The sequence below is a fragment of the Sporanaerobacter acetigenes DSM 13106 genome (assembly GCF_900130025.1).
GTDB lineage: Bacteria > Bacillota > Clostridia > Tissierellales > Sporanaerobacteraceae > Sporanaerobacter > Sporanaerobacter acetigenes.
Window position 1 is genome coordinate 309660 of sequence record NZ_FQXR01000003.1, and the last position, 20901, is coordinate 330560.

General features: G+C 31.1%; 25 protein-coding genes. All 25 read right to left on the reverse strand.

Annotated elements, in window-relative coordinates:
• Positions 1–2: 2 nt before the first annotated feature.
• The 25 genes from nadD to BUA21_RS03970 all read right to left on the reverse strand — a co-directional run bounded on the left by nadD (position 3) and on the right by BUA21_RS03970 (position 20815).
• On the reverse strand, positions 3–611 hold the full coding sequence (gene nadD, locus BUA21_RS03850) for a nicotinate-nucleotide adenylyltransferase (RefSeq protein WP_072743354.1): 609 nt from the start codon (positions 609–611) through the stop codon (positions 3–5).
• Positions 612–653: 42 nt separating this feature from the next.
• On the reverse strand, positions 654–944 hold the full coding sequence (yhbY, locus tag BUA21_RS03855) for a ribosome assembly RNA-binding protein YhbY (RefSeq protein WP_072743356.1): 291 nt from the start codon (positions 942–944) through the stop codon (positions 654–656).
• Between the two features lie 14 nt (positions 945–958).
• On the reverse strand, positions 959–1141 hold the full coding sequence (locus BUA21_RS03860) for a hypothetical protein (protein WP_072743358.1): 183 nt from the start codon (positions 1139–1141) through the stop codon (positions 959–961).
• Positions 1142–1164: 23 nt separating this feature from the next.
• On the reverse strand, positions 1165–2442 hold the full coding sequence (gene obgE / locus BUA21_RS03865) for a GTPase ObgE (protein WP_072743360.1): 1278 nt from the start codon (positions 2440–2442) through the stop codon (positions 1165–1167).
• A 69-nt stretch (positions 2443–2511) separates the two neighbouring features.
• On the reverse strand, positions 2512–3060 hold the full coding sequence (locus BUA21_RS03870; RefSeq protein ID WP_072743362.1) for a Spo0B domain-containing protein: 549 nt from the start codon (positions 3058–3060) through the stop codon (positions 2512–2514).
• Positions 3061–3151: 91 nt separating this feature from the next.
• A complete protein-coding gene (gene rpmA, locus BUA21_RS03875; protein ID WP_072743364.1) occupies positions 3152–3442 on the reverse strand; it encodes a 50S ribosomal protein L27 in 291 nt (96 codons plus the stop codon).
• Between the two features lie 4 nt (positions 3443–3446).
• Positions 3447–3794, reverse strand: a complete 348-nt coding sequence (locus BUA21_RS03880; protein ID WP_072743366.1) for a ribosomal-processing cysteine protease Prp — start codon at positions 3792–3794, stop codon at positions 3447–3449.
• Positions 3795–3799: 5 nt separating this feature from the next.
• Positions 3800–4111 carry a 50S ribosomal protein L21 gene (gene rplU, locus BUA21_RS03885; RefSeq protein ID WP_072743368.1) on the reverse strand — a complete coding sequence of 104 codons (312 nt, stop codon included), beginning with the start codon at positions 4109–4111 and terminating at the stop codon, positions 3800–3802.
• A 111-nt stretch (positions 4112–4222) separates the two neighbouring features.
• Positions 4223–5452 carry an Rne/Rng family ribonuclease gene (locus BUA21_RS03890; RefSeq protein ID WP_072743369.1) on the reverse strand — a complete coding sequence of 410 codons (1230 nt, stop codon included), beginning with the start codon at positions 5450–5452 and terminating at the stop codon, positions 4223–4225.
• A gap of 10 nt (positions 5453–5462) precedes the next feature.
• Positions 5463–6164, reverse strand: a complete 702-nt coding sequence (locus BUA21_RS03895; RefSeq protein ID WP_072743370.1) for a TIGR03936 family radical SAM-associated protein — start codon at positions 6162–6164, stop codon at positions 5463–5465.
• Positions 6161–8005: a TIGR03960 family B12-binding radical SAM protein gene (locus BUA21_RS03900; protein WP_200796500.1), complete on the reverse strand. Its 1845-nt coding sequence runs from the start codon at positions 8003–8005 to the stop codon at positions 6161–6163. The genes BUA21_RS03895 and BUA21_RS03900 overlap by 4 nt, the downstream gene beginning before the upstream one ends.
• A 106-nt stretch (positions 8006–8111) precedes the next feature.
• Entirely contained in the window at positions 8112–8783 is a 672-nt protein-coding gene (locus BUA21_RS03905; protein ID WP_072743371.1) for a murein hydrolase activator EnvC family protein, read from the reverse strand.
• Positions 8784–8842: 59 nt separating this feature from the next.
• Positions 8843–9907, reverse strand: a complete 1065-nt coding sequence (locus BUA21_RS03910) for an FAD:protein FMN transferase (protein ID WP_084604125.1) — start codon at positions 9905–9907, stop codon at positions 8843–8845.
• 67 nt (positions 9908–9974) lie between these two features.
• Positions 9975–10838, reverse strand: a complete 864-nt coding sequence (locus BUA21_RS03915; RefSeq protein WP_072743372.1) for an FMN-binding protein — start codon at positions 10836–10838, stop codon at positions 9975–9977.
• A 139-nt stretch (positions 10839–10977) separates the two neighbouring features.
• Positions 10978–11262, reverse strand: coding sequence for a cell division topological specificity factor MinE (gene minE / locus BUA21_RS03920; protein WP_199229036.1), 285 nt, complete (start codon positions 11260–11262; stop codon positions 10978–10980).
• 14 nt (positions 11263–11276) lie between these two features.
• Positions 11277–12071, reverse strand: a complete 795-nt coding sequence (minD, locus tag BUA21_RS03925) for a septum site-determining protein MinD (RefSeq protein WP_072743374.1) — start codon at positions 12069–12071, stop codon at positions 11277–11279.
• 23 nt (positions 12072–12094) lie between these two features.
• On the reverse strand, positions 12095–12721 hold the full coding sequence (gene minC, locus BUA21_RS03930) for a septum site-determining protein MinC (RefSeq protein ID WP_072743375.1): 627 nt from the start codon (positions 12719–12721) through the stop codon (positions 12095–12097).
• A gap of 92 nt (positions 12722–12813) precedes the next feature.
• On the reverse strand, positions 12814–16149 hold the full coding sequence (locus BUA21_RS03935; RefSeq protein ID WP_084604126.1) for a penicillin-binding transpeptidase domain-containing protein: 3336 nt from the start codon (positions 16147–16149) through the stop codon (positions 12814–12816).
• Positions 16150–16161: 12 nt separating this feature from the next.
• Entirely contained in the window at positions 16162–16662 is a 501-nt protein-coding gene (mreD, locus tag BUA21_RS03940; RefSeq protein ID WP_072743376.1) for a rod shape-determining protein MreD, read from the reverse strand.
• A 16-nt stretch (positions 16663–16678) separates the two neighbouring features.
• A complete protein-coding gene (mreC, locus tag BUA21_RS03945; protein WP_072743378.1) occupies positions 16679–17518 on the reverse strand; it encodes a rod shape-determining protein MreC in 840 nt (279 codons plus the stop codon).
• Between the two features lie 13 nt (positions 17519–17531).
• Positions 17532–18563: a rod shape-determining protein gene (locus BUA21_RS03950; protein WP_072743380.1), complete on the reverse strand. Its 1032-nt coding sequence runs from the start codon at positions 18561–18563 to the stop codon at positions 17532–17534.
• Positions 18564–18589: 26 nt separating this feature from the next.
• A complete protein-coding gene (gene radC / locus BUA21_RS03955; protein WP_072743382.1) occupies positions 18590–19279 on the reverse strand; it encodes a RadC family protein in 690 nt (229 codons plus the stop codon).
• 21 nt (positions 19280–19300) lie between these two features.
• Positions 19301–19882 (reverse strand): Maf family protein, encoded by a 582-nt coding sequence (locus BUA21_RS03960; RefSeq protein ID WP_072743384.1) that lies wholly within the window; start codon positions 19880–19882, stop codon positions 19301–19303.
• A gap of 8 nt (positions 19883–19890) precedes the next feature.
• Positions 19891–20418 (reverse strand): Gx transporter family protein, encoded by a 528-nt coding sequence (locus BUA21_RS03965; protein WP_072743386.1) that lies wholly within the window; start codon positions 20416–20418, stop codon positions 19891–19893.
• 16 nt (positions 20419–20434) lie between these two features.
• Positions 20435–20815, reverse strand: a complete 381-nt coding sequence (locus BUA21_RS03970) for a NusG domain II-containing protein (RefSeq protein WP_072743388.1) — start codon at positions 20813–20815, stop codon at positions 20435–20437.
• Positions 20816–20901: the final 86 nt, after the last annotated feature.

Consider the following 20901-nt stretch of genomic DNA (forward strand, 5'->3'; position numbering starts at 1 on the left):
TATTATTCTATATATAATTTCTTCTTTTTTATGTATCTTTCAACTTCTTCAGGTACATAATATTTGATAGATTTTCCTCTTTTGACTCTATTTCTTATCCCTGTAGAAGATATATCAATATATGGTATAGTAAGTAAATATGCAGTATCTCTATGTTCTTTATTTATTTTGTCTATCAAATTTTCTAATTCGCTATTTGGAATTCCTATCCTTTTGACAGTGACGAATTTGCATAATTTAAGTAGCTCCTCATGATTTTTCCATTTATATATATCAACCAAAGAATCTGCCCCTGTAATAAAATAATACTCAGCATCTTTATTTTCTTTTTTTAATCTTTTTATTGTATCTACAGTATATGTAAGACCTTCTCTTTCAATCTCCATAGTAGATACAAAAAAATATGGATTGTCATTTGTAGCTAGTAGTGTCATCTCATATCTGTCATAAGGCTCAGTTATATCATCCCAATTTTTATGTGGCGGTCTACCTGAAGGAATAAATACCACTTTATCTAAATTAAAATGTACTCTTGTCTCTTCTGCCAATATCAAATGACCTAAATGAATTGGGTCAAAAGTTCCCCCCATAATTCCTATTTTAGTCTTCATTGTTTCCTCCCTCCAAAACAGAAAAGATTGGCTGTGCCAATCTTATGGTAGTTCTATTCTTTTTTTGTCCTTTGATTCCCTATATAATACGAATTTATTTCCTATACTTTGAACAAACTCTGCATTTGTCAATTCAGCTACTTGATTAGCTACTTCTTTTGTGTTTAGTAAACTATTGTTCAAAACATTTATTTTAATAATCTCTCTAGCTTCAAGAGCATCATCTACTTGTTTTATTAAATTGTCATTGACTCCATTTTTACCTATTTGAAAAATGGGATCAATACCATTTGCAATGCCTTTTAAGTAACTCCTCTGTTTTCCAGTTAACAATTAATACACTCCTTTTATACTTCTACTTCTTTTCTGGTTTTTCTTCTGTGAATTTCATAATTTTTAGTTCCCTTTTTCCAACCAGTCCTTTCCTTATCTTCTGGTACATAATTTTCATTTATAACAACTTCATTCCTAGCTAGGCAATAATAAGTTGGTTGATTTTCCTTGCAATTTCCACAGTTCAAGCAGTCCATTTTCCTTTTCTGACCTCCATTTTTTATTCAAAAAATTCAAATTCGAAACCACAAATAAATACTGTATCATTTTCGCTCACTCCTAGCTTTTTGAGCTCATCTACTACTCCCCTCTTTCTAAGTGTATTTTGAAAATATCTACTAGAATCTATATCCTCAAAATTTGTTGAGTATAGTAGCTTCTCAATAAAACTCCCTTCAACAATATACATACCATCTTCATACTTAACTATTATACCATCTTCTATGTCTTTTACTTCTTCATATTCTTCAATTATATCATCAAATGTTTCATAGTTTGTCTCAATATCTACAAGTCTATCCCATATAGCATATTTAAGTGCTTCTACTCCTTTTCTAGTAGCAGCAGATATAAGATAAACTTCATAACCCTCTTTGGTTAATTCTTCTTTTAAATTTTCATAGTATTCACTTGATGTATTTAAATCCATTTTATTTGCTACCACAATTTGAGGTTTTTCAGATAATTTAGAACTATATTTTTCTAATTCCTCATTTATCTTATAAAAATCCTCTAGAGGATCTCTTCCTTCAATACCTGAAACATCAACCAAATGAACTAACAATCTAGTTCTCTCTACATGACGAAGAAATTCATGTCCAAGTCCTGCTCCTTCATGGGCACCTTCTATAAGCCCTGGAATATCTGCAATAACAAAGCTCTTACCATCATCAACTTTTACAACACCCAAATTTGGTGTAAGTGTAGTAAAATGATAATTAGCTATTTTAGGTTTTGCAGAAGATAACACAGACAAAAGAGTTGATTTCCCGACATTTGGAAAACCAATCAATCCTACATCAGCTAATAATTTTAATTCAAGAATTATAAACCGCTCTTCTCCTTTTTCACCTGCTTCAGCAAATCTAGGGGCCTGTCTAGTAGGAGTTGCAAATTTAGCATTTCCTTTTCCCCCTTTTCCACCCTTCGCAATGACAAAGGTTTGACCCTCTTCTTTTAGATCTGCAATGACCTTTTCAGAATCTCCATCCTTTACAAGAGTTCCTAAAGGAACTTTTAATACTAAATGAGAACCTTTTTTCCCATATTGTTTTTTTGTCTTGCCATTTTCTCCATCTTCCGCTTTATAGTTTCTCTTATATTTAAAATCCATAAGAGTCCTTATACTATTATCCACTTGTAGTATGATACTTCCGCCATTTCCACCATCTCCGCCATATGGGCCACCGGAAGGTTCATATTTTTCTCTTCTAAAGGCAACTGCTCCATCTCCGCCTTTGCCTGCCTTAACACGTATTTTAGCTATATCTATAAACATAATATCATCCCTATTGTACCTTTCTGTAATAGTAATTTAATTATACCAATTCTATTTTACCTGTCAATACTATTCTTCCTCTAAAATGTCTATAGGATTTACATATGTGAAAGTAAAACCAGTGCCTTCTTCTACTATTTCAAAATTAAACCCTCTTGTTTCTTCCAAAACTTCAGCAATATTATCTTCTCCCACAAATAAAAAACTTATTCTATCCTCAAATTCTTCAATTTTTATATGTATTTTATCTTTGTAAGCTTCTTCTCTTTCCATATAGTAAGCAAATATTTTCCCCAATAAATTCACTATATCATCCTCATTGTCTACCATTCTCAAAGTATAATCTGTATATTTTTTTATATCTAATTCTACAATACAATCAATATCACTAAACTCCCTAACCATCTTATCTAAAAGTATACTTACTTTCAATAAAGATATACTATAGGCCTTACTCATATTTTTATTTAATTCCATAATTCCCTTTATATATTCATTTGCCTCATTTATTTTCCCAAGCTGTATATATCCATAAAGAATTTGAAAATAATTCATAAAATCATGACGTTGAGCCCTAAAATTATCACTCATATATTTGACATATTTTGTCTCTTCCATCTTTCCATTCCTCCTCTAATTTTAGGCTACATAGAAAAATACGGGTTTCAAAAAACAGAAAAGCTTACCTTTCGGTAAGCCGCTTTTATGTCTATGCTAGTTCTTCAACTGGATAAATACTAACTTGTTTCTTATCTTTACCTTTTCTTTCAAACTTAACTACACCATCTACTTTTGCATATAGTGTGTCGTCGCTACCTTTACCTACGTTTGTACCTGGATGAATCTTAGTTCCTCTTTGACGAACTATAATATTTCCAGCTAAAACATATTGGCCATCTCCTCTTTTAACGCCTAATCTCTTTGCTTGACTGTCACGGCCGTTTCTTGAACTACCTACTCCTTTTTTGTGAGCAAATAATTGTAAATTCAATTTTATCATTTCATTACACCTCCCCATATTTGAGAGTAATATATCGAGGATAGCTATCAATCAAAGCTTTTATTCCAACTTCCATAGTTTTCAATACTATATTGGCAGAATATAACTTTTCACTTTGCAGAGTTTTAGGAATAGCTACACTCATCTTTCCCTTTTCATCATCTATAAAATAGTCTATATCTTCTTCATCAATTTTACAAACTTCATTTAAAGCAATTAAAGTAGTTTGTGTAAGCATGGATACAGCTGCACAAACTATATCACTTCCATTAGTTGAATAACCAGCATGGCCTTCTACAGTATACTTGAAAATATTTCCGTTTGAATCTCTATAAATCTTTACATTGATCATTTTAATTATCCTAAAATATTTTCAATTTTAACTTTTGTGTATGGTTGACGATGGCCTTGTTTCTTTCTATAATCTTTCTTTGACTTATATTTAAATACTACAACTTTTCTTGCTTTGCCTTGTTCTAAAACTGTTGCTTCTACTTTTGCTCCTTCAACATAAGGCTTGCCAACTTCAGCATTATCTTCTTTTGAAATGAAAAGTACTTTATCAAAATTGATCTTTTCCCCTTCATTTACATTTAACTTTTCAACAAATATAGTATCTCCTTCTTGTACCCTATACTGTTTTCCACCTGTTTCAATTACAGCATACATTCCTATTGCACCTCCCCTATCCAGTCTCGCCAATGTCAGGTGACTGTGCTTTAAAACCCACATTGAGCGGCTACTTACAAAGTAGTATTTTATCAAAAATTTTCATTTTTGTCAACATCCATAATCAAGTATTTTACCTCTTCCTTGACAATGAGTACAAGTTTTTATAAAATCCCAAGATAATCTATTTCTTACTTTTTTTCTAGTCATCTCTACAAGTCCTAATTTAGTTATATCCACAATAATAGCTTTAGTTCTATCCTTCATCAACTCTTCTTCTAATCTCTTTAAAACTATTTTTGCATTAGCTTCCTTTTCCATATCTATAAAATCAATTATAATTATACCACCTATATCTCTAAGTCTCAATTGCCTAGCTATTTCTTCTGCTGCTTCTAAATTAGTCTTAACTACAGTATTTTCTAAACTTAAATTGCCTATATAATGACCAGTATTTACATCAATAGCTGTCAAAGCTTCTGCTTCATCTATAACTATATATCCTCCGCTTTTCAACGGAACTTCTCTTTTAAAAGCATTTTTTAATTCTCCTTCAATATTAAAAGATTTAAAAATATCCTCTCCAAGTCTCAGTTCCATATTGTTTTTCAACTCAGGAGATATATGTTTAATAGAAGACACGATACTATCATATTTTTCTTTATCATTTATAATCAATTTATCAAAAGAATTTATAAATACATCTCTAACAATTCTGTGCACCATGTCCATTTCTTTATAAATAAGCTTTGGACATGGTGAAAAATTCTTTTCCCTCTCTATCTTTTTAAACAACTCTATTGAAATATTCATATCCTCTTCTATTTGCTCTTTTTCAACGTCTTTAGATATAGTTCTCAAAATAATTCCCATATTATCTTTTTGAATTTCCTTTCCTATACTCAAAAGTCTTTCTATGTCATCTATATCATTTATTTTTCTAGAAATTTTTATCTTATTTGAATAAGGAGTGAGAACTGTATACCTACCTGGTATAGTAATATGTGTAGTCACTTTAGGCCCCTTTGTACCAATAGATTCCTTGATTACTTGGACAATTATCTCTTGTCCATTTTTTACAACTTCATTAATAGACATATCCCTTTGATTTCTCATGCCTTTAGGAAGTGCGTCTTTCAAATATAAATAAGCATTTTTTTCAAGTCCTATGTCCACAAAAGCAGCCTCCATTCCTGGCAATACATTTACTACTCTTCCTCTATAAATATTTCCTAGTGTCTTTTCTTCACTTTTTTCTATATAATACTCAACCAGTTTATCATCTTGCTTTATAGCTATACGATTTACATTTTCCTTTACATCTACAAGTATTAGGCTCATATTATCTCTCCTAAACTAATGGACTTTCTATCTTGTTATCTTTTTCACTATATAGTTCTATCCTATGAATTTTAACAGTATCATATATTATCCTTATATCTGTATATTTTTCTAAAGCTTTCAAAAAATCTATAGGCTTTAAATTCCCACTATCTCCAGTTTTCAATAAAGCTTCAATTTCAATTTTCCTAGCTTTCAAATCTTTGAAATTTAAATTTCCTATCTGTTCTCTAATGTTCTCCTCTTTTTCATATATTCTACCTTTTTTTCGCTTTTCCTTTTTTACAATTATTTCATCTAAAGACAAAATTTTCTCTATTTCGCTTTGCACTTTTTCATGAGTAAGTCCATTTTCTAACTCAAAAGATATATTGTAAAATGCCCAAGAAATAATAGAAGAAATGGATGAACTTCCATCTACATATTTTCCTTTTACAATCCTCATATTATCTGGCAATGCCTTATTCATTCTTTCAATAAATTTTTCTACTGACATTTTTTCTTCTAATTCTATGTCCATATATTCCCCTTCACTTGATATACCCAAAGAAAGAGCTGAACCTATAGAAAATTTAGGATGTGGGTTAAATCCTTCTGAATATTTTATAGGAATATCAGCTATTCTAAATGCTCTTTGAAAAAGTCTCATTGTATCTAGATGGGAAATATATTTTAAATAATTTTCTTTTGTAAATTTAGCTCTTAAAATCAATTGCACACACCACCTGTAAAACTTTTATTTATACCGCATCCTGTACAACCAAGTCTACAATCTCTTGTCAATTCCCCATTTAGTGCCTTTTTATATTCATTTATCAGATAAGCTTTTGATACTCCTGGATCAATAAAATCCCATGGAAGTATTTCTTCAAAGTTTCTCTCCCTTATGGCATAAAAATCTGGATCAATACCCGTTTCTTCAAAAGCTTTCATCCATTTTTCAAAATCAAACAATTCTGACCAGCCATCAAATTTGCAACCTTTTTCCCAAGCACTAACTAATACCTTCGAAAGTCTTCTATCTCCCCTTGCCAGAACTGCTTCTAAAAAGCTTAAGTCTGGATCATGATAATTGTATACAACTTTTTTATCTCTAATAGAATCTTTCAATATATTTATTTTTCTATTGAACTCATCTATAGTATTCTGTCCAACCCATTGAAAAGGCGTAAAAGGTTTTGGAACAAAGCAAGATGTACTGACAGTTACACTAAAGTTTCCTCTTCTCTTATCCTTTGGTGTACTAAAAAATATATCCTTAACTTTATATCCCAATTCCTTTATCCCAAAAATATCTTCACCAGTCTCTGTAGGTAATCCAATCATAAAATACAATTTCACTCTTGACCAGCCTTCATTGAAAGCATAGGTAACAGCCCTTTCCAAGTCTTCTTCTGTAACTCCTTTGTTGATAACATCTCTAAGTCTTTGGCTACCTGCTTCTGGTGCAAAAGTAAGTCCCGTTTTTCTCACCTTTTCTATCTCTTGAATAACTTCTTGTGTAAAACTATCTAATCTCAATGAAGGAAGAGATATGCCTATTTTTTTATCATCATATTTACTCATAAGCTGTCTAATGAGAACTTCTAATTCAGAATAATCACAAGAGCTCAATGAAATAAGAGATATTTCTTCATATCCTGTAGATTCCACCAATTTTTGTGAATGTTCTACCAATGTATCTATGTTTCTCTCCCTTACAGGCCTATAAATCATGCCAGCCTGACAAAACCTACATCCTCTAGTACATCCTCTAAATATTTCTAGAGCTATTCTACTGTGTACAGTTTCTATATAAGGGACTAGCATTTTTTCAGGATAATAAGAACTATCTAAATCTTTGATAATTCTTTTTTTTATTTTTTGTGGTACACCTGGAATATTGGGCTCTATAGATTTTATAGTAAAATCATCATTATATTCCACACTAAAAAATTTGGGAACATATACACCTTGGATACCACCAATGCTCTTTAAAAACTCATCCCTATCCAGTCCTGATTCTTTCCATCTTTTATACTCATCAAGTATCTCAAAAGTAACTTCTTCCCCTTCTCCTATAACAAATATATCTATTATATCTGCTAATGGTTCTGGATTATACACACAAGGTCCACCTGCTATAACAAAAGGATCTAGAGCATTTCTGTCCTTTGAAAATATAGGAATATCTCCAAGATGAAGCATATTTATAATATTTGTATAACTCATTTCATATTGCAAAGTAAAACCAACAAAATCAAAGTTTTTTATTGGTTCTTTATTTTCTAATGAAAATAGCGGTATACCTTCTTTTTTCATTTCTTCTTCCATGTCAATCCATGGAGCAAAAACTCTTTCACAGCAATAATCTTCCCTTTCATTCAAAAGATTATATAGAATGTGAAGACCTAAATGAGACATTCCTACATCATATACATCTGGAAATGCAAAGACGAACTTTACATTCATGTTGCTTAAATCTTTTTTTATCATATTTTGTTCCATACCTATATATCTTGCTGGTTTTTCAACTCTATTTAGTACTCTTTCTAGTTTTTCTAAATCAATCATGTAATCACCTTTCGTAATTTTTCTGTAAGTATTATATTACCACTTTTTATGTTTTTTTAATAGTCTTTTAATATAATTGCCTAAAAAAAAGCAGCAAAGCTGCTTTTCAATTTAATCTTACAACATCAATTGGATTTATAGGACTTCCATCCTTCCATATCTCAAAATGCAGATATCTATTTCCCCCGCTAAAATCTCCCAAAGAACCAATTTTTTCACCTTTAGAAACAGTATCTCCAACAGATATATCTACTTCATTTAAATGTCCATAAATTGCTTCGTAATCATCGTATTTAATCATCACATAATATCCTTGACTATTCTTCTCCTCTATACTCTTAACAACGCCATCACCAATAGATGAAATATTGTTGCCATTTTCCGGTATGATATCTATTCCCTGGTTGTATTTACCTTTAGAGTTTTTCAATTCTCCAAAAGGCTTGTAAACTTTTCCCTCAACAGGTGGCACAACTCCACCTTTATCATCATTAAATTTAAATACTGAAATTATCTTTTCTGGTAATTTCAAAGCTACTTTTGATTTTTCTAACATCTTTTTACCATCTTCTTTAAAGCTAAATTCATAATTTATATTTTCATTTACAATCCTTATGACATCGTTCGTAAATTTAGTATTTATCTTTTTCATAAGCATCAAAATAATTAAAATAATAATAACAGCAATTAGCCTATTTAATTGCTTTTTATAAAAACTTTTATCTTTATAAAATTTCTTATAGTTTATACGTTTTTTTGTATTAGCTTTTTTTCTCATAATATCACCCACCTAATATCTACTAATATGATATTTATAATAGGTGGGTTTTATTCTCATTAATATTCATTATTAATTATATTAAATTTTTCATTTTTTAACTCAAATTTATCTTTCAAATCAGGAGAAATGTAAGTTTTACCATCTTTGTCTATAAAAATTGCATCAACGTTTCCAAGTTTTTTAATTAGTTCAGTACCTTTCTCTCTTCCCAGTATGAAAAGAGATGTAGAAAGAGCATCTCCATCTATTGAATTCTTAGTCACAACGCTTACTGCAGACAATCCACTTTCTGCTGGATAACCTGTTTTGGGATCAATGATATGATGATACCTTTTACCATCTACTTCAAAATATCTTTCATAGTCTCCTGACGTAACTATAGAACTATCAACTACACTCATGATACCAACATAACTTCCTCTAAATTCAAAGGGATTCTGAATTCCTATTTTCCAATATTTGTCTTTGGGTTTTTCTCCATAAGCATAAATATTGCCTCCCAAATCAATTATTGCACTATTTATACCTTTATCCTTCAAAATCTTTTTAACTTCATCGGCAGCATACCCTTTAACTATTCCCCCTAAATCTAGTATCATTCCTTCTTCTTTTAAGAAAACATTGTTGTCATCTAACAATTCCAGTTTTTTATAATCTACCTTGTTCATAGCCTCATATATTTTTTCTTTTTCTGGAATTAAGTGAACTTCATTTTCTCCTTCTTCTTTAATATTCCAAAGTTCTACCAGTGGACCTATGGTAGGATCATAGGCTCCATCAGTCAATTCGGCAAATTCTATGGATTTTTTTAGAACATAATATACATCTCCATGAACTTTAACTGGATTCTTGCCTGCATTTTGATTTATTTTACTTACATCACTATCTGTTATAGTCTTACTCATTCTGTTTTCAATTTGTCTCAATCTATCAAATGCTTCTTCAAGTGTTTTCTCATTTTTGCTGTCATATAACTTTATAGTGATGACTGTATCCATCATGAATTCCGTTTTTGATATTGGCTCACTCACAATCTGTCTTTCGCATCCTGTACTCACTATGCATAGACAAATGAGTACAATAAGAGCAAGTACTGTTTTAAATTTATACTTCATATTCATCCCTTTCTTCCTGAAAATTCAAAAACCCTAACATATGTTAGGGTTTTCTACTATAATCCAATTTATACTATTTCGCACTTTCTAACGCTTTTGTTGCTAAACTTACGACATTATCTCTAGTATGAGTTGCCCCTGATATTGCATCTAGATTTAAATTTTCTACTCCATTGTTGTCAATAATTTGTTTTTCAAATTCTGCAGCTGTATCAAGCGATGGCAAATAAGCATAGTTTTCCATTGATTTAATATCTCCAGTTTTTACTTGTGTTGGTTCTGTCTTTGGATTTCCATCGTCACCCATGACAGGTTTGTTTTCTTCATCAACTACGACCTTTTGCCCCTCCATATCTTCAACTGCTACTTCCTCATAATTTACTCCTACGATAGTTCCTTCTTTAACAACTATCTTAATTTGAGCTAACCAACCATGAGAAGCTTCATCAGCTTTAGCTTCATATTCCCCATCTTTAAATACAGGTTCATATGTTTCACCTTTTTCAGCTTTTTCTAACAAAGCATTTACAACTTCTTTAAAACTTGCTTTTGTGTGAGTGGCTCCTGATACTGCATCATAGTCGATACTGTCAACATCTTTCTTTTCCATAAACTGTTCATTTAAATTTTTAAGAACTTCTAATCCTTCTTTGTAGCTATAGTTTGATTCATTCTTTTCTTCACCAGTATCTGCTAAGTATTCATTGTAATCAAATGAAATAATTTCTCCATCTTTAACTTCTAAAGTTGCCATTGGATAATTTCCATGATCACTAACTGGCATTTTAATTAAGTACTTTCCGTCTTTCAAATTACTTGATGCAGTTTCTTCACTATCTTCTTCTACTGGAGCTTTAGCTTCTTTGTCAGAACAACCTGAAAATACAGCTAAAACCAAAACTAAAACCAAAATCAATGCTAAATATTTATTTTTCATTTGTCCCCTCCTAGATCTTTATATAATATTTAACTATTAAAGTTAGACTGAAATAGTATACTATGATATATATTATACAAAGTTAGACCAATAAAGTCAACATTGTTTTTGTTTTAGTTTTTAAATAAACTTGGAAACCTTATTTTATATTCTTGTCCTTTACTTTCACTATCGGTATATTAGCAACCAAAGCAGGTATAGGAGCATCATCGCTTTCTCTTTTAGTTCTAGTAAGCTTTATATCAAATCCCTCTTCGTCTATTACCATATATTCAGATACAACCCTAGTTATATCACTCTTAAGCATTTCAATAAACTTAGGAGAAATATCTGCCCTATCATTTATAAGTACTAGTTTTAATCTTTCTTTTGCTACTGTTTTGCTGTTTGTATTGTTCTTAGAAAAAATTTTTAACAAATCCAAGGAAATTCCCCCTTTTATTTACCAAACAAAATTTTCATTATCCTAGAAAATTTTCCTTCTTCAGAGTCAAAATTTAGAAGTTCCACTTCCTCTCCTAATATCCTTCTACAAATATTTTGGTATGCTTTTCCAGACATAGCTTTTTCATCAGTAACTACAGGTTCACCTTTATTTGTAGAAATAACTATGGCTTCATCATCAGGAACAACACCTAATAGATCTATAGCCAATATATCTATCATATCGTCTATATTCATCATATCACCTTTTTTAACCATATCTGGTCTAATTCTATTTATGATAAGCTTCGGATTATGTAAACCTTTTGCTTCTAAAAGACCTATAACTCTATCTGCATCCCTCACTGCTGAAATTTCAGGTGTTGTAACAATTACAGCTTCATCAGCTCCAACAATTGCATTTTGAAAACCCTGTTCTATACCAGCAGGAGAATCAATTAAAACAAAATCAAATTCTTCCCTCAATTCATTAGTAAGCTCTAACATCTGTTCAGGTTTTACGGCATTTTTATCTTTTGTCTGTGCTGCAGGCAATAAATATAAACTATCATAACGCTTGTCCTTAATAAGTCCTTGTTTTAATCGGCAATTTTTTTCAACTACATCTACTAAGTCATAAACTATTCTATTTTCTAATCCCATGACTACATCTAAATTTCTTAATCCAATATCTGCATCTAAAACTACAACTTTGTTTCCAAGCATTGCAAGTCCAGTCCCAATATTGGCTGTAGTAGTAGTTTTACCAACTCCCCCTTTGCCTGAAGTTATGACTATTGTTTTTCCCATATTTTTCCTGCCTCCTCTTCAATTTATTTTTTCGGTAAATATGTGTCAATGACTACTTCTTCACCTTCTATTTTAGCTATTTCTGGCCATTTAGATTCATCTACATTTTCTTCATCTGGGCATCTAGCAATAAAGTTTGCAATTCTAAGTTGAGTAGGTTGAAGATGGAATGCAGCAACAATAGCTTCCTTATTTCCATTGCTTCCAGCATGAGCTATACCTCTCAATGTTCCTAATACTATGATATTTCCCCAAGCTTCAACTACTGAACCAGGATTTAAATCTCCAAATATAACCACATTACCTTTATAGTGAATGAACTGACCAGATCTCAATGTAGTTTTTATAAACTTTGTCATTCCTTCCCCTATTCCCTTAAAAATTTCTTCTTTTTCAAAATTATCTTCTTCTTTTACTTCTTCTGCAATTTTTATTTTATATTTGTCTTTTATTATTCTTCTCAATTCACTTTTTTCATCTTCTGAAAGCCTTCTACCTTTAAAATCAATTATTTGTCCCCCCTCAAAAAATGATATTGATTTTTTTAGTTTTTTATCTAATTCCTTTTTTATTGAATTGAAACTTCCGTCCTTTATGTAGATATATACACCATCTTGAGTTCCTTTGAACACTACTAGATCTTGATTCATTTTATTACCTCCAGAAAACTTTCATTGTTTATATTCTTCATATTATCTTTAATTCCTTCTTTTTATTGAAAAAAACTGAATTGGAAGGTATTCTACCTAGCCAATTCAGTTGTAAAGGGCAATTTTTCTTTTACTTCTTCTTTATTCAACCCAAGGTATTCAGCTATTATATCTCTAGCAATAGGTCCTGCGTATCCTCCACTTCCACCTTGGAACAACACTACAGCAACTGCAATTTCAGGATCTTCATAAGGTGCAAAAGCAACAAACCAAGCAAAATCGTCGTAAAGAGCACCCGTAGCAGGATTTCTTCCACTCTTTTGTGCTGTACCAGTTTTTGCAGCTACTGATATTGGAAAACCTGAAAAAGTGCTTTTGGCGGTACCTTCTGTGACAACTTTTCTCATTCCCAATTTTACATGTTCCAAATTTTCATAGTTATTTAATTGTACTTTTTCTTTATCTCTTTCTCCTTCATATATAGTTTTCGTGTTGTCATAGTTCTTAATACTATCCACTACACTTACATTGTGCCTATATCCTCCATTAGCTAATATAGCTATATAATTTGCCATCTGTATTGGTGTATAAGCATTTTGCCCTTGACCTATTGAAATATTCAAAGTATCTGCTACACTCCATCCAGCTTGATCTAAATAAGAATATTTTATCTTATCAACAAGTCCTTCTCTTTCACCATCTAATTTTTTTTCAGGATCTATTCCCATCTTGTCCAATCGTCTAAACACTTCTCCCCTTGTAAGAGGCTCTTCACATTCAAGCCAACTAACTATTTCTTCTATATCTTTTTTGATTTCAGCCTCTGACAAGAACATATCAGATTTCAAGTATTTTGTAAAATTTTGATTTAAATATCTTTTCAAAGTAGCCTTTGTATTTGCAACTTTTCTTTCTGGATCTGGAACTCCACCATGAGCCTCACTAGGTATATCTATCTCTATTCCCGTTTTATCATTCATACCAAATTCTTTAGATAATCGTACAATATCTTCAATATCAACCTTCATGCCCAAACCCTCTCCTGTTCGAGGATTTTTACCGAGGGTCAGTGAATAAAAATAATAGTTACAAGAATCTTTCAATGCATCATAAAGATTTTCTGCCCCATGAGTTCCTCTATGACTGTTCCATAGCCAACAGCCGAATCTCTTAGTTCCAATATCTACATAGCCCATATCTCTTATGGTCTTTGTAGGGCTAAACCCATTTTCTAATGCTGCTAAACCCGTTATCATTTTAAATGTAGAACCAGGTTGAATGGCCGTTTGAGTAGCAATATTGTAAAGTGGCCTTGGCGCCAATGGGTCTTCATCGTTTTCTGGGAAAAGGCTAGCCCAATCAGCACTAGAAATACCTGTTGCAAATAAATTTGGATCATAAGAAGGGTAGCTTGACATGGCCAATACTTCTCCCGTTTTTACATCAATTGCAACTAATGCTCCAGATGTTGCATTTACATAAGGTCTTCTTTCCTTTTTATTTGTCCCAAATTTATAATTTCCCCATTTACTCTCATATAAACCACCAGCTCGAATTTGTTCAAGCCCATATTTTAGAGACTCATCAGCTACTTTTTGAAGTTCAGAATCTATAGTCAAATATAAATTGTTTCCTGGTATAGCTTTTTTTTCATCTAAAACATTAATAGTATTTCCGAGAACATCTACTTCAACCTTTTTAGTACCGTCTTTACCTTTAAGTTTATCCTCAAACTTTTCTTCAACTCCTGTTTTCCCAATTAAATCACTTGGTGAATACTTTTTCCCATCAATATATTTTTTAATTTCATTTGGTTGAGATATCTTCCCTATATATCCTAATATATGCGCTGCAGTACTTCCCATAGGATAATATCGTACCGGCTCAATTGAAACACTTATACCCGGAAGATCCATGCCGCCTTCTTCAATTTTAGCTACTGTTGTATTTTTTATACCATAGGCAATATTTATTGGCTTATAAGCCATATATCCTTGCTTACTCAATTGATCATATATAAGTAACATAGACCTTATCTCATACTTACTCAATTTATCACTTATCTTGAAATTATCCCTTAAATAGTTAAATGCTTTATCAACATCATAATCTTCGGGTATTTTAAATCTTTTATACCAATCTTTTTTATCGTTAATTGATACATATTCTAAATTTGATACAGATATCTTGGGGTTTATGCCATTTTCTAAAAGTATTTCCTGAGCAGTGGCCTTTATAGATTGATCGGTAATCATGGCATTTATGGCCTTTGTCTTTTTACCTTGTTCTATAAGACAATTTATAGGAGTAATCTCCTTAGATGATGACTTATCTACATATTTATAAACCACTCTTTTAGTTTCTTCATCAATTTCAAAAGTTACTGGGCACTTTTCTCCACTTTCTTCAATTTTTCTAATGAGCACTTCCCCAGGTACAACTCTTTTAATAATGTTCCCCTTTTCATCTATTTCTTCAACTACTACTTCCAACAATTCTTTTATATTTGTATCCAGTACAATATTCACAAAATCATCTTCACCACTGGATTCCATAGTGATTCCACTATAGTTTCTCATAAGGCTTCTTTTTTGTTCAATATATTCATCTTCATAAATAAGAGAATATGGGATCATTTTTATATTATTTATAAGACCCTTGCTACTTAAAACATTGTAAGTCAATTCTCTAGAAATAGGATGATCTATTATTTTTCTTATAATGCTTTTGTCATTATCTATAAGCCTTAAAAGTGCATCTTTAGGTTCTATATTGGGAGGTAAATTGTTTTCTAACTTCCATTTATCTATATCTTTAGTTTCATCAAAAGATAGCAAGACATTTTCCCCATTGAAATCGGTCAATATAGGCACTTCTAAGCCTTTATTTTGAAGAGCATGAATTGCTTTATTTACAGTCAAATATTGAAAATGTCCCTCATTATCTCCAATATAATAGGTATTTAGTATTTCTTTCAACAAATTTTTTTCAACTATAATATCTATAATCATATCTTCAGGATCAGACAAATCCTCTGAATAGTCATTTTCATCTATATATTTAAATTTATTTAATTCAATAGGAAATTCATCAATATAATCTACACCATCTTCTTCAAGAAGTCTAATCAAATTCAAAATCACTTCATTTTTCTTTTTCTTATCCTTTATATTTAACTCATCCTTAAGAATTTGAACAGTAAAGCTAGGCTTGTTTCCAGCAAGCAATCTCCCATATCTATCTCTAATCTCGCCACGTGGAGCAGTTGTAGCAATTTCCTTAACCCTCTTATTGTCAGACATCTCTCTGTATTTGTCACCTTCAACTATAGTCAAAGTTGCCAATCTAAATAAAAGAACTACCAACATAGCTGATATAACTATCATAATTATATTGTATCTATTTTTTAATTTTTCTAAGAATTTCAAAACACCTCACTCCTATCTCCTGCCAAAACGTATAGAAGGAACTACAAAAATATTAGAAAACCATTTATAAATAGGAATTGCTAAAATACTATTATACAATATTTCAATCAGTACAACATTCTTTAAAAAAAGTGGAAAATGAATTTTTATACCAAGAAAATAAATGACTACAAAATACAAGCCATGATAAACAATCGTGGAAATAGCAGTAAAAATAAAAGGAATAAATGAGCTCTCTTTATAAAATTTTTGCTCTATCATACCGACAAAATATCCAATAAAAAAATATACAAAAGCATTTGGACCTATAGTTGTACTAAAAATAATATCTTGAAGTAGGCCAGCCAGAACTCCTACTACTCCTCCAACCTTTTTGCCTTTCAAAATAGCTATACAAACTACTATTATCAAAGTAGTATTTGGTATGACGCCAAATATTCCCAAATATTGAAAAACCGTACTTTGCAATATGAAATTTGCTAAAACAATCATAAACATTATAAATCCTTGCAAATCATATACCTCTTTTCTATTTATTGGATATAATATAAACTTTATAAATTTTTTTAAAATCGACAGCAGGAGTAATAGATATTTGTTTCATCAAATCCTCATCTTTTTTGACAACATCATTTATTTCACCAATATATAAATCCTTAACAAACACTCCTCCAAGACCTGATGTAAATAGCTTGTCTCCCTTCACTACATCTGCCTTACTGTCAAAAAGATATCCTTTTAAGTCATTGTCAACACTACCAGATATTATTCCCCCATCTTGAGTTCTTATAGTTTTAAAAGATATGTTACTAGTTTCATCAACAATAGATACCACATTTGCCCAATTATCTCCTACCTCAGCTACTCTACCTACTATACCTTCTTTGACAATATTTTGCTCAACTTCTACACCTTGAATGACAGTATCACCTTTTTTTATTCCATCTTTAAGACCTTTGTCTATCATGAATCTATCAAACCAATTTCCAGGCTCTTTCCCAATAACTTGAGCTTCTATTAAATTAAATTTAGTATTTTTTCTTAATTCTAATTCATTTTTTAAAAAATCAGATTTAGCAATGATATCTTCATATCTCATGTTTTCTTCTTCTAATTTTACAATTTCTTTTTTCAATTCTTCATTTTCATTTTTCATCTTTCCTATATTAGCTATGGTACTAAAAGCATTAGAAATAGATCTCCCTATATTAAAAAAAACCTTTTCTACTGGAGATATGATATTTCCTATAGCTTTTTCAACACCTGTAATTTTAAGTCTCCCACTACTCGTCATCCCAATTACAATGATGAGAATGATAGCAACTATAGTCACTATCATTCTATCTTTATATTTTTTAAACATTGACATAATATATCACCACTTAACCCAGTCTTTTATTGTTTGATGTAGTCTTCTTTAATATTTCTATACTTTCTAAAGCCTTTCCCGTACCTATAGCTACACAATCAAGAGGATCTTCAGCTATATGAACAGGCATTCCTGTTTCACTTTTTATGAGTCTATCAATTCCATTTAACAATGCACCACCACCAGTAAGCATAATACCTTGTTCCATAATATCTGAAGCCAATTCTGGAGGAGTCTTTTCTAAAGTAAATTTGATAGCATCTATAATATTTGATATGGGTTCTTTCATAGCCTCATGAATTTCCGATGAAGTAACCTCAATAGTTTTAGGAAGTCCACTTATGAGATCTCGTCCTCTTATCTGCATTTTAGTTTCCTTATTTCCGCCATCTGCAGAACCAATAGTTATTTTTACTTCTTCTGCAGTTCTTTCACCTATCATCAAGCTATATTCTTTCTTTATATAATAAACTATTGATTCGTCTAATTCATCCCCGCCAATCCTAATAGATTTGCTAGTCACTATTCCACCTAAAGAAATAATGGCTACTTCTGCGGTTCCTCCACCTATATCTACTATCATGCTACCAGTAGCCTCATGAACTGGCAGACCAGCTCCAATAGCTGCAGCCATTGGCTCTTCTATAAGATACGCATCCCTTGCTCCAGCATGAATTGTAGCTTCTTCAACAGCTCTCTTTTCCACTTCAGTTACACCAGAAGGCACACATACAACTACTCTAGGTTGAAAAATAGATTTCTTTTGATTAGCTTTCCTAATAAAATATTTCAACATATTTTGTGTTATATCAAAATCTGCAATAACACCATCTTTTAATGGTCTTATAGCTACAATATGTCCAGGCGTTCTTCCTATCATCTTCTTAGCTTCTTCACCTACAGCTAATACTTCTTTTGTATTGGTTTGAATAGCCACAACAGAAGGCTCCCTCGTAACAATTCCCTTTCCTTTTATATATACTAGAGTATTTGCTGTACCCAAATCAATTCCCATATCTTTAGTAAAAGCACTGAATAATCCCATAATTTTTTGCTCCTTCCTTCCATATCTTATATTATATTTCTTTCTTTAAAACTTATATACTTATTATCTCCTATGACAATATGGTCTAATACTTTTATTCCTAGAATATTTCCTGACTCAATTAGCCTATTAGTTATATTTATGTCTTCTTTGCTTGGCGTAGGGTCCCCACTGGGATGATTGTGAATAAGTATAATTGAATTTCCACTCCTTCTTATAGCAGCATTAAATACCTCTCTTGGATGAACTATAGAAGAATTAAGATTTCCTACTGAAATATTCTCTATAGTTATTATTTGATTTTTGGTGTCAAGTATAGCTGCCTTGAAATGTTCCTTTTTTAAATATCTCATATCTTCCATAAGTATATTAACTATATCTGCAGGAGAAGTGATTTTAACCTTTTCTTCACCTATTTGAGCTGAAATTCTCTTTCCTAACTCTACAGCAGCTATTATTTGTGAAGCTTTACACTCTCCTATGCCTTTGACCTTTGTTAATTCTTCAAAAGATGCATCAGCCAAAAATCCAATTCCTGTATTATCTATACTGAGCAGTCTTTGTCCCAATTCAATAGCTGTATCTTCTCTATTCCCAGTCCTTATGATAACGGCAATAAGTTCTGCATTAGACAGAGAACTTACTCCATACTTATACAATTTTTCTCTAGGTCTTTCACTTAATGGCAAATCCTTAATAGTATAATTTTCCCCCATAATCCTCACCCATTCATAATTTTATAATAAGCTAATACCAAAATAGTTTTCTAAAAGCATCTCCAATTTAGAAATTGGCAAACCTACTACATTGGAATAACAACCTTCTATTTTCTCCACAAGTATCTCCCCATACCCTTGAATACCATAAGCTCCAGCTTTATCTTTATATTCATCTGTGCTTAGGTATCTATATATTTTATCATCTGTCAAACTTTTGAACGTAACGGATGTTTTTTCATAATCTACTACTTTTACATTTGTATTAGCCTTCACAATTGCTATTCCAGTGATTACATAGTGAGTCCTGCTACTTAAATTCTTTAGCATATAAAAAGCATCTTTATAATCTTTAGGTTTACCTAATATTTCATTTTGAAAAACTACTATAGTATCTGCTCCTATAATTATTTCTTCATCTTGAAACGCTTTAGATACGTCATAGGCTTTTTCATAAGCTAGTGACATAGCTACTTGTTCTGGCAATTCTCCTTCTACTATTTTTTCTTCAATACTACTTTTAACTATTTCAGTTTTTAAATTGTATTTTTCTATCAGCTCTCGCCTTCTAGGAGAAGCCGATGCCAATACTATTTTTTTCATAACATCACCTATATTCTACTTGTATCACAATTATTTGGAAAATTTTTTTTTAAATTTTTACTTATAAAAATAGAAGATAGCCCTACAAAATAGCCCGTAAAAAGGCTAGCCAACAACAAAACAGGCAAATAAGAAAAAATCTTTAAATTTTTCATCATAAGACTAGCTACAGAAACTTGGGCTATATTGTGTGCTACAGCTCCAAAAATACTGACTCCTATTAAACTATATATATTGGGAAAATAGGAATATACAATATACATTGTTATACAACTTAAAATTGCACCCGATAAACTATAAAACAAACTAGAAATGCTCCCTGTGGCCAAACTAAAAAGTATGCTTTTAAGTATTCCAACAACTAAAGCCTCTTTAAAACCAAACACTACAAGTGTGATGAGTACTACCATATTTGACAATCCCAACTTTGCCCCAGGAGCAATAAAAGGTATTGGCATAAAAGACTCTAATATGCTAAGTGCCAACCCCAAAGAAACTAACAATGACAAAAATACAAGTTTTCTTAAATTTTTCATCTATACCACACTCACCTTAATGACTAATATAATCTATATCATTATCTTTATTTTCTCCTTTTATTTCAATAACCAATCTGTTTGGCAAACAAACTATAACTTCTCCTGGCCTTTCAATATAACCTTGTTTTACATCTAATTTGTCTGGGCAATCTGCTTCAATGACTCTTACTTTTCCATCACCTATTTCAATTAGATTATATCCAAATTCAGTTTTAACCGGAATTTGCTTTCCCACTACTTCTGGGCCAAAATATATTTTCTTATATTCTTTTCCATCAACGGATATTACAAAATATTTTTTATCATAACTTGATATATCTCTTTTTACAAAAAATAATGATACTACACTTATTATTATAATAAAAATTATTAAATATTTATCCCCTTTTGTCAACAAAAACACCCTTTATTTTTTCTTTTGTGTACAGATACACATATTAAGTTTACCACTTATATTCTTGGTTTACAAGTTACAATTTT

Excerpts from the sequence above, each read along its gene's own strand:
- nadD (WP_072743354.1), bottom strand. The coding sequence starts at position 611 with ATGAAGACTAAAATAGGAATTATGGGGGGAACTTTTGACCCAATTCAT.
- BUA21_RS03860 (WP_072743358.1), bottom strand. The coding sequence starts at position 1,141 with ATGGACTGCTTGAACTGTGGAAATTGCAAGGAAAATCAACCAACTTAT.
- obgE (WP_072743360.1), bottom strand. The coding sequence starts at position 2,442 with ATGTTTATAGATATAGCTAAAATACGTGTTAAGGCAGGCAAAGGCGGA.
- BUA21_RS03870 (WP_072743362.1), bottom strand. The coding sequence starts at position 3,060 with ATGGAAGAGACAAAATATGTCAAATATATGAGTGATAATTTTAGGGCT.
- rpmA (WP_072743364.1), bottom strand. The coding sequence starts at position 3,442 with ATGATAAAATTGAATTTACAATTATTTGCTCACAAAAAAGGAGTAGGT.
- BUA21_RS03880 (WP_072743366.1), bottom strand. The coding sequence starts at position 3,794 with ATGATCAATGTAAAGATTTATAGAGATTCAAACGGAAATATTTTCAAG.
- rplU (WP_072743368.1), bottom strand. The coding sequence starts at position 4,111 with ATGTATGCTGTAATTGAAACAGGTGGAAAACAGTATAGGGTACAAGAA.
- BUA21_RS03890 (WP_072743369.1), bottom strand. The coding sequence starts at position 5,452 with ATGAGCCTAATACTTGTAGATGTAAAGGAAAATGTAAATCGTATAGCT.
- BUA21_RS03900 (WP_200796500.1), bottom strand. The coding sequence starts at position 8,005 with ATGATTGATTTAGAAAAACTAGAAAGAGTACTAAATAGAGTTGAAAAA.
- BUA21_RS03905 (WP_072743371.1), bottom strand. The coding sequence starts at position 8,783 with ATGAGAAAAAAAGCTAATACAAAAAAACGTATAAACTATAAGAAATTT.
- BUA21_RS03910 (WP_084604125.1), bottom strand. The coding sequence starts at position 9,907 with ATGAATATGAAGTATAAATTTAAAACAGTACTTGCTCTTATTGTACTC.
- BUA21_RS03915 (WP_072743372.1), bottom strand. The coding sequence starts at position 10,838 with ATGAAAAATAAATATTTAGCATTGATTTTGGTTTTAGTTTTGGTTTTA.
- minD (WP_072743374.1), bottom strand. The coding sequence starts at position 12,071 with ATGGGAAAAACAATAGTCATAACTTCAGGCAAAGGGGGAGTTGGTAAA.
- minC (WP_072743375.1), bottom strand. The coding sequence starts at position 12,721 with ATGAATCAAGATCTAGTAGTGTTCAAAGGAACTCAAGATGGTGTATAT.
- mreC (WP_072743378.1), bottom strand. The coding sequence starts at position 17,518 with ATGTCAATGTTTAAAAAATATAAAGATAGAATGATAGTGACTATAGTT.
- BUA21_RS03950 (WP_072743380.1), bottom strand. The coding sequence starts at position 18,563 with ATGGGATTATTCAGTGCTTTTACTAAAGATATGGGAATTGATTTGGGT.
- radC (WP_072743382.1), bottom strand. The coding sequence starts at position 19,279 with ATGGGGGAAAATTATACTATTAAGGATTTGCCATTAAGTGAAAGACCT.
- BUA21_RS03960 (WP_072743384.1), bottom strand. The coding sequence starts at position 19,882 with ATGAAAAAAATAGTATTGGCATCGGCTTCTCCTAGAAGGCGAGAGCTG.
- BUA21_RS03965 (WP_072743386.1), bottom strand. The coding sequence starts at position 20,418 with ATGAAAAATTTAAGAAAACTTGTATTTTTGTCATTGTTAGTTTCTTTG.